12 protein-coding genes are annotated in these 13,146 nt (G+C 63.5%); 2 read left to right on the top strand and 10 right to left on the bottom strand.

Annotation, left to right across the window (positions count from 1 at the left end; all coding sequences use genetic code 11):
- The first annotated feature begins 33 nt into the window (after positions 1-33).
- On the top strand, positions 34-1,407 hold the full coding sequence (cofH, locus tag ACYQ14_RS07140) for a 7,8-didemethyl-8-hydroxy-5-deazariboflavin synthase subunit CofH (RefSeq protein WP_459886452.1): 1,374 nt from the start codon (positions 34-36) through the stop codon (positions 1,405-1,407).
- Between the two features lie 37 nt (positions 1,408-1,444).
- Here cofH and ACYQ14_RS07135 read toward each other — a convergent pair whose 3' ends face one another.
- From ACYQ14_RS07135 to ACYQ14_RS07095, 9 genes are all read right to left on the bottom strand, one after another.
- The gene (locus ACYQ14_RS07135; RefSeq protein ID WP_459886450.1) at positions 1,445-2,074 is read right to left on the bottom strand and encodes a DUF192 domain-containing protein; all 630 of its coding nucleotides are present in this window, start codon (positions 2,072-2,074) and stop codon (positions 1,445-1,447) included.
- 65 nt (positions 2,075-2,139) lie between these two features.
- Positions 2,140-3,108, bottom strand: coding sequence for an oxidoreductase (locus ACYQ14_RS07130; protein ID WP_459886448.1), 969 nt, complete (start codon positions 3,106-3,108; stop codon positions 2,140-2,142).
- Positions 3,109-3,202: 94 nt separating this feature from the next.
- A complete protein-coding gene (locus ACYQ14_RS07125; RefSeq protein ID WP_459886446.1) occupies positions 3,203-4,474 on the bottom strand; it encodes an ABC transporter permease in 1,272 nt (423 codons plus the stop codon).
- A complete protein-coding gene (locus tag ACYQ14_RS07120; RefSeq protein ID WP_459886444.1) occupies positions 4,471-5,802 on the bottom strand; it encodes an ABC transporter permease in 1,332 nt (443 codons plus the stop codon). The genes ACYQ14_RS07125 and ACYQ14_RS07120 overlap by 4 nt, the downstream gene beginning before the upstream one ends.
- The gene (locus ACYQ14_RS07115; RefSeq protein WP_459890007.1) at positions 5,792-6,490 is read right to left on the bottom strand and encodes an ABC transporter ATP-binding protein; all 699 of its coding nucleotides are present in this window, start codon (positions 6,488-6,490) and stop codon (positions 5,792-5,794) included. Before ACYQ14_RS07115 ends, ACYQ14_RS07120 begins: the two co-directional genes overlap by 11 nt.
- 575 nt (positions 6,491-7,065) lie before the next feature.
- Complete coding sequence (cofG, locus tag ACYQ14_RS07110) at positions 7,066-8,214, bottom strand: 7,8-didemethyl-8-hydroxy-5-deazariboflavin synthase subunit CofG (protein ID WP_459886442.1); 1,149 nt, start codon at positions 8,212-8,214, stop codon at positions 7,066-7,068.
- Positions 8,215-8,300: 86 nt separating this feature from the next.
- Entirely contained in the window at positions 8,301-8,954 is a 654-nt protein-coding gene (cofC, locus tag ACYQ14_RS07105) for a 2-phospho-L-lactate guanylyltransferase (protein ID WP_459886441.1), read from the bottom strand.
- Positions 8,955-9,176: 222 nt separating this feature from the next.
- Positions 9,177-10,355: a tubulin/FtsZ family protein gene (locus tag ACYQ14_RS07100; protein WP_283834742.1), complete on the bottom strand. Its 1,179-nt coding sequence runs from the start codon at positions 10,353-10,355 to the stop codon at positions 9,177-9,179.
- Between the two features lie 243 nt (positions 10,356-10,598).
- Positions 10,599-11,516 carry a complex I NDUFA9 subunit family protein gene (locus ACYQ14_RS07095; RefSeq protein WP_459886439.1) on the bottom strand — a complete coding sequence of 306 codons (918 nt, stop codon included), beginning with the start codon at positions 11,514-11,516 and terminating at the stop codon, positions 10,599-10,601.
- A gap of 146 nt (positions 11,517-11,662) precedes the next feature.
- Here ACYQ14_RS07095 and tmk point away from each other — a divergent pair, with 146 nt between their 5' ends.
- The gene (gene tmk, locus ACYQ14_RS07090; RefSeq protein WP_459886436.1) at positions 11,663-12,259 is read left to right on the top strand and encodes a dTMP kinase; all 597 of its coding nucleotides are present in this window, start codon (positions 11,663-11,665) and stop codon (positions 12,257-12,259) included.
- A gap of 431 nt (positions 12,260-12,690) precedes the next feature.
- Here tmk and ACYQ14_RS07085 read toward each other — a convergent pair whose 3' ends face one another.
- Entirely contained in the window at positions 12,691-12,921 is a 231-nt protein-coding gene (locus ACYQ14_RS07085; RefSeq protein ID WP_283834739.1) for an Lrp/AsnC ligand binding domain-containing protein, read from the bottom strand.
- Between the last annotated feature and the right edge of the window lie 225 nt (positions 12,922-13,146).

Raw genomic sequence — 13,146 nt, 5'->3', positions numbered from 1 at the left:
CGTTTTTGCCGCTGTAATGGGTTCGTTGCGACGATGGAGCGACCGGTGACCGAGGCAGACCTCGCGTTCGAGCACGTTCCCGAGACCGACCAGTCGTTCGAGAACGCCCTCGAGAAGGCACGGAACGGGAACCGACTCACCGTCGACGACGGCATCGAACTGTTGACGACGGGAACCGACGCCGAAGGGATCGATCAGCGACGGAAAGAGCGGGTCCTCGAGGCCGCAGATCGACGCCGCGCGGACGTCGTCGGTGAGGAAGTCACGTTCGTTGCAAATGTAAACAACAACGTGACAACCGCGTGTAACGTCGGCTGTCTGTTCTGTAACTTCAAAGACGCCGCCCACACCTTCGAATCCGACGCCGAGATGGAGAGTCAGGGCTTTACGAAGACACCCGCGGAGTCTCGTGAAATCGTCGCCGACGCCGTCGAGAAGGGCGTCTACGAGGTCACTTCGGTATCCGGTCTTCACCCCGCATTTGCACTGGACGACGAACATTTAGAGATCCTCGAGGCGACCGAAAACCGCAAGGAGGTCAACTACAAGCCGCCCGAACGGTACGAGACCGACCCCGGAACCTACGCCGAGCAGATGGCGGCGATGAGCGTCGACGGCGTGCACGTCCACTCGATGACTCCCGAGGAAGCCTATCACGCGCGCCGAGGCACCGACTGGTCCTACGAGGACGTCTACAGCCGTCTGCAAGACGCTGGACTCGACACCGTTCCCGGCACCGCGGCCGAAATTCTCGTCGAGGAGGTTCGGGAAGTGATCTGTCCCGGCAAGATCAGCACCGACGGCTGGCTCGAGGCGATGGAAGCCGCGGCCAACGCCGGGCTCGGGCTCACCTCGACGATCATGTACGGCCACGTCGAGAACGAGGCCCATCGCGTGATGCACTTAAAACGCGTTCGCGACCTCCAGGAGCGCGTCGACGGCGCGATAACCGAGTTCGTTCCCCTCTCTTTTATCCACCAGAACACGCCGCTTTACGAGCACGACGTCGTCTCGAGCGGCGCGAGTCAGGACGAAGACGAACTGATGATCGCCGTCTCGCGGCTCTTTCTCGACAACATCGACCACATCCAGTCCTCGTGGGTCAAGTACGGCGACCAACAGGGGCTGAAGATGCTCTCCTGTGGCGCGGACGACTTCATGGGGACGATCCTCTCCGAGGAGATCACCAAACGCGCCGGCGGCGAGTACGGCGAGTTCCGCTCGGTCGAAGACTACGTCGAACTGATCTCCTCGATCGGACGGGTTCCGGTCGAGCGCTCGACGGACTACGAAAAACGCCGCGTCATCGACCCCGACGATCCGCCGTTCGGGCCGCAACTCGGGCCGAAGGCCGACGGAACGGCGCTTTTGGCTCGAGACGGGGATACGGTCCCTGCGGACGACTGAGTCGTTTTGCGGGCTTCTAAGACGGCAGAATCTCGAATCAGTACGAAAAGCTGAGCACGTCGCCTTCTTCGACTCCCCGTTCGGCGGTCCACTCGTAGTTGACCTCGAGGACGTACTGGCCGTAGCCCGGATACCCCTGCTCGGAGCCGTCCTCGTCGGGTCCGGGTTGGGGCGCGTGGTGAATCCCCGTGATGACGCCCTCGCTGTCGGCGAAGACGATGTCGATCCCGAACGACATATCCGGCATGATGAACCGCAGATCCTGCTCGGATTCGTTGATGAAGATCATCCCGCGATCCTCGGGTAACTCCTCGGTATCGCTGAGCCCGATCGTCTGCAGTTCCTGCGTGTCGGCAATGGCCGCCGTCACTTCGCCGAGTTCCTCGCCATCGGGAGTCGTCACGCTAACCTCGGTTTCCTCGTAGTCCTCGTGAACCGCCGGGGATTCCTCGTCGCTCGAGTTGTCGTCGTTCTCGTCTGGATTACCCGATTCATCGCCCTCGCCCGCGTTCGAATCATCGTCGCCGTTCGGGCTCGAGTCGCCGGTCGTCGAATCGCTTTCGTCGCTGGACTCGGTGCACCCGGCGAGGGTAAGAACCCCGGTGCTGGCGGCGAGCCCTGTCAGTACGGTCCGGCGGTCCGGTGTCGGTGAACGAGGAGGTGCCATCTATTCGGTCACCGACCACGAAGGCACTGATAAATATTCGTCAATTTTCACGTGTACGTGGACGTTTACCGATCTCGAGATTCGAGGTCGAACTCGACGTCGGTCAGCTCTTTGGAGATTTCCCATAATTTCCGTGCCGTCTCGCGATCGTAGGACTGCTCGGCCGACCGCTGGCGCTCCGGCGCGCCGCGCATGTTCATGAGTCCGCCGGGGCCGTAGTACTCTCCGCTTTGGACGTCACTCGCGGTCGCCGCGTACAGCGTCGGAAGCGCCCCCTTCGCGGCGGACTGGGCGAACACGGCGTTCGCCGCGTCCGCCAGTAGTTTTCGAACCCTCGAGCCGTCCATTTCGGGCCCCTGGGCCTGCAACGCCGTATCGGCGTAGCCCGGATGAACGCCCACGCTCATCGCGTTGGAGGTGGCGTTCTCGAGTCGCCGGTCGAACTCGTAGGCAAAGAGCAGGTTCGCGAGTTTCGACTGGGCGTAGGCACTCCAGCGGTTGTAGTCGTTTTCGCCCTGCAGGTCGTCGAAGTCGATCTCGCCCTGTTTGTGGACTCCGCTCGAGACGGTCACGGTGCGGGCGTCCCTCGCGAGGTGGTCGAACAAGGCAGCGGTGAGCGCGAAGTGTCCGAGATGGTTGACGCCGAACTGCATCTCGAAGCCCTGGACGGTTTCGCGGCGCGGAATCGCCATCACGCCCGCGTTGTTCACCAGCACGTCTATTTCCGCCTCCTCCGACGATTCGCCGTTTCGATCGACCGCGTCGTCGAACCGCTCCGCGAACGCTCGGACCGACTCGAGGTCGGCGAGGTCCAGTTCCTCGACGACGAGTTCGCCGTCGGCGTCGACCTCGAGGTCGTCTCTGATCTCGTCGGCGGCCGCCTCGCCGCGGTCCACGCTTCGACAGGCCATGACGACCGTCGCGCCGCGGTCGGTGAGCACTCGAGTCGCTTCGAAGCCGATGCCGCTGTTCGCGCCGGTGACGACGACTGTTCGTCCCGACTGATCGGGAACGTCGGACGCGGTCCAGCTCATACGCGTTGTACGGACCACAGCCGTTTGATAACTCGGGTGGCGGTCGCCTCCGCCGGAACCGATTCGGTGCCGTCGAGACTGCGGTTCGGACGGATCACGCCTCGAGATACGCGATCCGTGCGTATCGGCCAGCCCGCCAGCCCGCGACGAGCGCGACGATCGTTCCCACGACGGCGGCGAGGGCGAACCCAACGGCATAGACCTCGAGGGGCGTCCGCAGGAGTCGTTCGAAGCCGACGGTTTCGGCCACGATTCGATTCAATCCCGCCGCGAGTACCGGCGTGGAGACGAGTCCAACGACGCCGCCGAGCAGTCCGATGATGAGCCCCTGCGCGCCGATCGTTCCCGAGAGAACCCACCTCGAGAGGCCGATCGCCCGGAGCGCCGCGAGTTCTTCGCGTTGCTGGGAGGCGACGAGCGCGAACAGATTCACCGTGAGGATAATACCGCCGACGATGGCCAGCCCGACCAGCGTCACGCCGCTTGCGAGGATGAGCGGCCGCTCCTCGAGCATCGCGCCGATCTGCTCGTCGCTGGCACGGACGTCGTACTCCGGATAAGTATCGTCGAGGTCGGCCGCAACCGTCTGCCGGTCGTGCCCGTCCGCCGCGTCGGCGGTGATAAACGTCGCCCGATCAGTGCCCGTGGTACCGGCGACTGCCAACAGATCGGGGAGCGGAACCGCCGTCGATTCCGAGCCGAGATACTGCGAGTAGTACGAGGAGGTACCGACGACGGTAAACTCGTATTCGGGAGCTGACTCCCTGCTCGTCCCGAGATAAACCGTGTCGCCGAGCGATGCGCCGAGCCGTTCGGCCGTATCGGGATCGAGGACGACTTCCTCGGTTGTCGGCTCGCCGCTCGTCATCGCCTCTTGGGCGTCCTCCGCGTCGGTTTCGTACCCGCCGCCTCGCTGGAAGTCGAACCCGGAGTGGGTCCCCGAAACGCCGACCCCCGACGTTCGCTCGAGATCACCGGGATCCGTCCCGATGTAGATCTCGTACATCGCGATCGGCGAGGCGGAACTCACGTCGTCGCGCTCGTCGAGTTCAGCCGTCACGTCGTGTGCGCCGACGATCGGGTTCTCGGTTCCGCTGGCGGAGGGATCGACCGGGTCGCCCGAGAGCCAGATCCCCCGGTTCGCGCTCTCGAGTCCGTCCTCGCCGACGTCGACGACGCCGACGCCGAGGCTTGCGAGCAACGTCACCGAGAGGACGACGAGCGCGACGGCCAATACGGCGAGGACGGTTCGTCTGGGCGACCGCCGAATCTGGGCGAACGCGATCCCGAGGACGGCGCTCGTTCGAGTGGGAACGTGCCGAAGGTTCGCCACCGCTCTCAACGCCGCCCCGAATCGCCGGCTCATCGACCCACCTCGGCCAAGACGTTCGTTCTCGAGGCGATCAACAGCGGGTACGGCATTGCAAGCAGTCCGGCGACGAGCGCGATCGCGAGCGCGTACGGGACGAAGACGGGGTGGGCCATCGCGACGGTTCCCGACGCGACGGTCGCGCCGGCGACCGTGTTGAGGGCGAAAATCCCGGCGACGCCGAGGCCGACTCCGAGAACCGCACCACAGAGGGTTGCGACTACCGTCGAGGTGGCGACGACGGCCATCCGTCCCGACAGCGGAACGCCGATCGTCTGCAGGATGGCGAGCGTGCGACGATCCTGATCGACGGCCATCCCCATCGTCGTCGCGACGAACGACGCACAGATCGTCACGCCAATGAGCAGCGCGATCGCACTCGTCGCAAACGCCAACCCGTCGTCGAACAGCGCCGACGGATCGCCGCCCTGGTTCGATTCGACCGTCGCATCCGGATACGCCTCGCCGGCTGCCGTCGCCGCCGCCTCGGAGTTGCCCCACACGAGCACGCTGTCGGCGAGTTCGTCGTCGCTCGCCCCCGAGAACGTCTGTAACTCGCTCAGGTGAACGAGCGCGATCGGTGCGTCGCTGTCCTCGTATGCGCCCGCGGCGTCGTCGACGTCCGAAACGGTGAGCGGCGGCATCTCCGTATCGGTCTGTCCGCTCGAGACGATCCGTTCGTCACCGTCCGAGGCCTCGAGCCGATCCGCCGCGGCGGGAGAGAGCACGAGCTGTCGCTGCGTCGGGCCATCGTACGATCCGTCGGCGTAGTGATCGTCACCCGGCTCAAGAGCGTCTGTCGAGAGGCCCGCGACCGTTCGAGATTCCTCGTCGGGGACGACGCCCACGAGAAGGACCGTCTCGGAGCCGCCGTCGCTCGTCTCGAATTTCGTCGGTTCGACGAGCACCGGTGAGGCGTGGTCGATGCCCGCTTCCGAGCGAATCGCCGCCGCTCGCTCGTTCGACTCGCCGAGTCGGGGACTCTCGACGCCGTCGACCGCCGAGAGGCTCCCGCTCCCTTCCGGCGCGATCTGGGCGTCCGCGTCGTCCTCGAGCATCGGCCCGCCGTCGGCTAGCGCGAGCGCGACTCCGGTGATGCATAGAAGTAACGCGATGGTGAGTGCAACGACCGTGATCGAGGTCAAAATCCGACTCGAGCTGGTTCGGGTCGGCCGGTTCCACAGCCTGGCGACCGAGACGCCGACGATTCCGCGCCAGCGGTGTCGACGCTTTTCCTTGGGGTTGTCGTTCCGCGCTTCCTCGGCGTTATCGTTCCGTGGTTCCCCAGTGGCGCCGCTCCGCGCTTCCTCGGCGTCATCGTTCATCCTCGACCACCGTCCCATCCCGGAGTGTCACCACTCGATCGGCGACGGCGAGCGTGGCCGCGTCGTGTGACGCGATGAGCACCGCCCGGTCGCGGCCGACGTCGGTCAACAGCTCGAGGACGTCCGCGCCGGTTTCCGTATCGAGTTCGCCCGTCGGTTCGTCCGCGACGAGGACATCGGGGTCCGTCGACAGCGCCCTGGCGATCGCGACCCGCTGTCGTTCGCCGCCGCTGAGTTCGCCGGGGAGGTGGGTGATCCGATCCTCGAGACCGACCTGTGTCAACAGCGTCGACGCTCGCTCCCGACGCGCCGATTTCGAGAGTCCGGCCTGCACGAGCGGTAACGCGACGTTCGCGCGGGCCGAGAGCGACGGTAACAGGTGAAACCGCTGGAAGACGATCCCTACGTGGCCTCGCCGAACTCTCGTTCGACCCCGATCGGAGAGCGCCGTGAGATCGGTTCCGAGTACGGAGACGGTGCCCGCGGTCGGCACCAGCAGTCCGGCGACCGCGTGCAGAATCGTCGACTTGCCGCTCCCGCTCGGCCCCTCGAGGCCGACGATGGTTCCTCGTTCCACGTCGAGGGAGACGTTTCGAAGCGCGGTCACCGTTCGATCCGAACCCGAACGAAGTCGTCCGCCCGTCGAGCCGTACTCGTGATTAACGTCCTCCAGACGGACGGCCGGCATCGCCCGGGCTTCGTCCGCCGTCTCGGACCCCGCCGACGCCGAACTCGAACGGCCGAGTGATCGATTGCGAATCCTCACGAAGTACTCGGGAGAACGGTGCGATGGCCCATTGTTTCAGTCTCGCTTCCACCAAACAGGCACCGGTTTCGAATCAACGGAGCGTCAGGAAGCGTCGGTTCGCTCGAGGGCGGCGAGATAGCCTCACGCGAGTGTTCTTTCGACCGTTCCAATTTTGAAACAGCGTAACTCGGTCTCGTCACCGTCGTGTCGGAATCCCCGCCGATTGCGGGCCGTGGACTCGACCGCGACAGGTCGCTGTTCGGTCTCCCTGCGACGCCGAAAGGAGGCCGTACACTCGAGTTGTCCCATCGCCGGCCCTCGTTTTTCCGGCCGCTTTCGCTGTCGCCGTATGAATCGATTATACCGACGATGGCGGTCGCTCGAACGGTTATGCCTGACCAACAACCGGTTCGGCTCGACTCGAGGCCAGGCTCGTCGAATGGAGAGACTACATTGTCGATTGAAACAGCAAGAACGGTCAAAAACGGTTGACTGTCTGGCTTTCGTGACGAAATTCAGGGCATTCCCTCGCGAAGCACGGATCGGTACCGTTCTCCCGCCTCGTTCTCTGCCTCGAGTGCGTCCCGAATCGTTGGCGAAATCCACGCTCCCTCGTTCGCCCCCTCGGCGAGCACGCCGTCGAATTCCGCCGTCCGAAGTTCCGGCTCGAGGAACCGCTCGTACACCGGGAGCCGCTCGCGGAGCGGAACGTCGGCTTCCGAGGCAATCTCCTCGAGTTCGCGCAGGGCGGGCCAGGCGTAGTCGGGGTTGATGTGATCGTCCGTGATCGGCGACACGCCGCCCAGGTCGTCGATGCCACAATCGACGAGGTCGCGCGCCGGTGCGAGGTTCGGCGGGACTTGCACGGAGATTTCCTCGGGTAACGCGACCCGCGCCATCGCCGTCACTCGGCGCATCGTCTCGAGATCCGGCGTGTTGCCGGACCAGCGTTCGTTGGTGGACACCGGCTGGACGATCACCTCCTGAATGTGATCGTACCGCTCGTGCATCTCACGGATTGCGAGCAGGCTTTCGGCTCGGTCTTCCCACGATTCGCCGATTCCGACGAGGATTCCCGTCGTGAACGCCATGTCGAGTTCGCCCGCCGTTCTGATCGTTTGCAGGCGCTGGCCGGGATTCTTCCGGCGCGGCCCCGCGTGGGCGTCGACCGCCGCTGTCGTCTCGAGCATCACGCCCATACTCGCGTTCACGTCCGCGACCGCTTCCATCTGCTCGCGCGTCTGGTCGCCCGGATTCGAGTGGGGAAGCAGTCCCTCCTCGAGGGCGACCTCGCAGGCCTCTCGCAGGTACGTGTGAATCGAGTCGTGGCCCCACTCTGCGAGCTGGTCGTGAATCTCGGTGTAGCGTTCGTCGGGGTCGTCCCCAAACGTGAACAGCGCCTCCGTACAGCCGGCGTCTGCGCCGGTTCGACAGATGTCACGGACCTCCTCGAGCGTGAGAAGCGAGGCGTTCCCGGGGCCGTCGAAGTAGGTACAGTACGTACAGGTGTATCGACACGCCGTGGTTAACGGGATAAACACGTTCCGAGCGAAGCTGAGTTCCGGCGCTGGCTCGACGTCTTCGGCGGTCACAGCACACAGTCGATCGATCGCATCGTCGTCGATCGACAGCGAAATTCCATAGTCGCTCGCGCCGGGGATCATCCTACGTTCGACTGTCTTCGCTCGGCACATAAGGGCTTCACTTCGAGGCAATTGCTCGTGTGCGCCTCGTCGTTCGTGGAACCGCTTTATCGGAGTTCGGCGGAGCGAACGACCTCGAGGCGTCCCTCTCGAGAATCGAGTTCGAAGCCAAACTCGCGGAGGCACTCGGGCGTGTTCCCCGTTCCGTGAACGAGTACTTCCACCAGATCCGCCGGTTCGTCGATGTCTGTGCCCAGCCGGAACGAATCCACCGTCTCGAGAGTGGCATCGACTTCTTCGGCGATCCGGCGGTGATCGAGGTAGGATCCGCCGTGGTAGTCGACCCGAAACTCTGGGTGACGGACCACCAGCGCGTTTGTTCCGACGCCTCGGCCCGGTGCGATCACGACATCCGTTTCGGGTGCAAAGAGCTTCCCGAGCGCGTCGGGTGTCGTCAGCGCCAGATCGGCCATGACGATGGCGATTGCTTCCGGCGTTCCTGATTTGGTCGACGCTGTACGAATTCTCGATTCCAGCGCGGCGTTGACCGCCTCCGTCAACGGTCGCTTGTCGACGGTCACCGGCGCGTCAATCTCGAGCGGTTCCGTCGAGAGTATCGTCGGCTCGTGGCCCGTCCCTCGAATCGAATCGAGCACGTCCTCGAGCATGACTCGAGCGAGTATCGAGCGTTCCGCTGGGGATAACACCGGCTCGAGGCGCGTTTTCGGCGCGTCCGGAGCGTACGGAACGACGACGTGCATCTGTCGATTTTTCGTCGCACGCGCTCAAAAATACGTCGAACCAACCGAATGCGGTTTCGAACAGCACTAGCGTGGTCACCTCCGATCACGTCGTATAAAAGCGCAGTAGTCGGCCGGACGGGCACCGTCCCCCCGGGCGGCACCCGCCGAGAGCTGCTGGCGAGGGGGTTCCGCGCCAGCTCGCTGTTTCTGGCGTCCCGCCGCAATCGTGCGGCGAGTCGCCTAGAACAGCGGCTCGAGTTCGTCCTCGTCGTCTTCGACGAGTTCCTCGAGATTCTCTTCGCTTTCCTCCTGAATGTCGTCCATGTTGTCCTGTGCCTCGATGGCGACCTGCTGGAGGCGCTTGATTCGGGGCACGTTCGTGACGCCCGAGAGCAAGATCGCCGCCGAGACTTCCGGTTCGTTTCGCGGGAAGTCACCGCCGCGAACCTCCATGCTGCCGGTCTCCTCCTCGAGCCACTTCCGGCCGCGTTCGATGCCTTTCCGGTTCAAATACTCCGAGGGACCGGAGAGAACGAGCAACGCGCGCTCGGTCCCTTCGATCTCACAGGGTAGCGTGAGCCGACCGAGCGCCGCTTTTCGAACGAGGCTCGTGATTCGGTTGGTGGTGTTTGCGGCGTCGAGGCCGTCACCGCCGCCGTCGCCGCCGGTGAACCGCGAGAGCAGGCCGCCGCTCGTGTTGAGCTCGACCTCCTCCGAGGCGTAGCCGACCGTCGAGACGCCGCCGCCGGAGAGCGTGTTAATGATCTCCGAGGAGTCGACGACGCTCTCTGCGACCTCCTGTCCGTCGCCGACCTCGCCGGCCCCAAAGAGGACGCCGAACCGTCTGACGATCTCTTCGTTGATCTGGTCGTATCCGCCTTCGACCGATTCGCCGGTCTGTCGCCACGAGTCGTTGTCGAAGACCAGCAAGTTATCGACTTCGCGGACGAACGTCTGGAACGACCGTGCGGCGTTAAGGGTGTAGATACCCCCTTCGTCCGTTCCCGGAAGCACACCAAGTCCGTAGACCGGAATGGTGTAGATCCGTTTGAGGTGTTTCGCCAGGACTGGAGCACCGCCGGAACCGGTTCCGCCGCCCATTCCCGAGACGACCAAGAACGCGTCGACCTCATGGGTCGGAATTGCATCGATCGCGTTCTGGACCTCGTCGATGTCTTCCTCGGCGATTTCCGCGCCGAGCTCGTTGTCTGCACCCACGCCGTGGCCCTTTACTCGGGCCTGGCCGATGAGTACTCGATTCTCCTCTGGTATTCGGTCCAATCCGATGAGATCCGCTTTCGCGGAGTTAACAGCGATCGCCGCACGGACGATTCCGCTGTTGGTTTGATCGTCGTATTCGAGGAATCGATCGACGATCTTGCCACCGGCCTGTCCGAATCCGATCATCGCCAGCTTCATAATTGATTAGGGGGCTCCGTGAATTGAAATCAGAGCAATCAGGGATATAAAGCTTGTGTTGGTGTGAGTTTCACGGATTCAAACTATTCGATAAAAACGCAAGACGGGAGCAGGGTTCAAGGGAGTTATTGCAAAGATAAAACAGTTTCATTGGCCCTGAGATCAAATCTTTATATTAATCTTTGGGCGGCATGGTGTGTTAACAAACACCATGATATTCGGGCCAACGGACCACAACCGCAGTTACGAAACCGACGCAGTTCGCTCCGGATCTCTCGCGTTCACGCCGAGATAATCCGGAAGAGTCCTGAGTTCGGCTTCGTCGACTCCGAACGCCGAAATGTCGTTCTCCGATACGGTGTTGTCTATTTCGAGCGCTCGAGCCTGATCCGGTCCGAACGGGACGAACGGAACGGGGCCGACCGCGGAGAGCCCGACGTTCGCAAGCGCCGTCGGGATCGGGAGGACCGCGACGGATCTGCCGTCGGCCTCGTAGGCGAGTTTCGTCACCTCCGCTAAGGTGTATACGTCAGGGCCGCCGATCTCGTAGGTCTGGCCAACGTGTTCGTCGTCTTCGACGGCATCGGCCAGCATCGGAACGAGATCCTCGACCCAGATCGGCTGGAACGGCGTTTTCCCGCCGCCCGGCAGTCCGGTCACATACGGCGTTGTCAGCGTCTTCGTGAACTCGACGAACTCCGCTCCGTCGCCGAAGACGACCGAGGGCCGGAAGATCGTCCACTCGAGTGTCGAATCCCGGATGACCTCCTCGGCACGCCCTTTCGTCCGGAGGTAGGCTGTTTCGGCGTGAGGATGGGCGTCGAGCGCGCTCATCTGAACGAACCTACCGGTGTCGCCCTCCTCTGCGGCGCGAACGAGGTTTTTCGTTCCCTCGAGGTGGACCTCCTCGTGGCTCGTATCACCGTTGGGCTGGAACAGCGGCGAGAGCGCAACGAGGTTGACCACTGCGTCGTGTTCGGCGACGGTATCCGCGATCGAGTCGTACGCGCTGACGTCGCCCATCGCGACGTCGACCCCTGCGGGGAGCGAGTCGTCGCCCGGACGCCGCGACAGTGCGGTCACGTCGTGGCCGCGACTCGCGAGTTCTTCGCACAGATTCGTCCCGATGAACCCGGTTCCGCCGGTGACGAGGACGTTCATAGGCGATATGTGGGCTCGAATGAATAAAAGTCGGTCGCCTACACAGGTTTCCCTCGAGTTCAGGGTGCGTTCTCGACCGTACTCGAAGAGCGTGCGGCCGCGACCGTCTCGGAGGATTATTGTATTCACCGCCGCGAACTCCGGACATGCTCGTCACGCTCGAGGGATTGGACGGAAGCGGGAAATCGACGGTCTGGGAGGCCCTCCACGACGTCTATCCCGACGCGACGTTCACCACGGAGCCGACATCCGGCCCGACGGGGTCGTGGTACGGCGAGGCCGTCTATCGCTCGATCGAGGACGAGGACGCGGATTCGATCGCCGAACTGTTTCTTTACACCGCAGACCACGCGGATCATCTCTCGCGGATCATCGAACCGGCCCTCGAGTCGGGCGATCTCGTGATTTCCGATCGCTATTCGGACTCCCGGTACGCCTACCAGGGGGCGACCCTCGAGGGTGAGATCACCCGCCCCCTCGAGTACGTCGTCGGCATCCACCGCGCGTTTTCGATCGACCCCGACCTGACGATCTATCTGGATCTCGATCCCGAAACCGCCGCGGCTCGCGCCGGGTCGACGAACAAGTTCGAACACGCCGAGTATCTCGAGTCAGTCCAAGAGAATTACGAACGACTTATCGACCAAAACCCAAACCGATTCGTCCGAATCGATGCGTCGCAGTCACCGGAAGCGGTTCTCGAACAGGTCGAGAACGTTCTCGAGAACGCGCTCGAAGGGTAACTCGAGGAACAAGCGGTCAGGGTGTTGTGGCCGGGAGCTGCGAGGTCCGCAGGACCTCGAAGCGGAGCGGCGAAGCCGCAAAGCACGCCTCGAGCACTCGAGAGGCGTCTGACTCACCGACAGAGCACACTCTGCCAAGCCCTGCTTCACTTTGTTCAGCAGGACTACGGAAGAGCACGCTCTTCTGAGCTGTGGGGGACCACTGGTCCCTCGAGCAGTCGGGCGGCACGCCGCCCGACGACCGACCGAGAGCAAACGCAGTGAGCGGCGGGGAGAGGAGTGTCTTCGTGACCGGAGGGAACGAAGGCTCGGAAGTCGCAGCCCGTGAACGGAGTGAACTGGAACGTCTTCCGGTGCTTTTCATCAACGTTTTGCCGAGGGCGCGGCTTGCCGTGCCCGCAGAGCAAAAGTTTGGTGTGACACTTCGTTCATTAGTCCATCCCGATGTACGTCTTCGTATCGGCCACGCCCTCGAGGCCTTGCACGTCCGAGGAGGCCGTCTGTAACACGTCGTAGACTTCGGGGACGTCGACTTCGGCGATGATGTCGTAGGTGCCGGCGACGATGTGGGCCTCCGCGACCTGCTCGAGCCCTCGAATCTCCTCGAGCAGGTGCTCGGATTTCCCGGCGGCCGTCTTCACCATGATGAAGGCGTGAACCATTGCTCGAGGTGTGGTACTCTCTGGCACGACTAAAGCCTTTGCCCGAATCGAACGCCCCTGGGAGGACGAACTGTCCGCTGTCAGGTCGTCGACAACGGCGTGAGTCAGGTCGTCGGAAACGCGAGCAATCGCCCGCCCGATGTCCTGATTTCGTAACGAAGCGCCCGCTCGGGAAAGACGGTCCGGGGGGAGACGGACGATTCTCGCTCGAGTTTCTCCACCACC

Source organism: Halostagnicola bangensis (assembly GCF_054653435.1).
The sequence above is the reverse complement of the archived record's forward strand: the minus strand, read 5'-3'. Positions and strand labels throughout refer to the sequence as shown.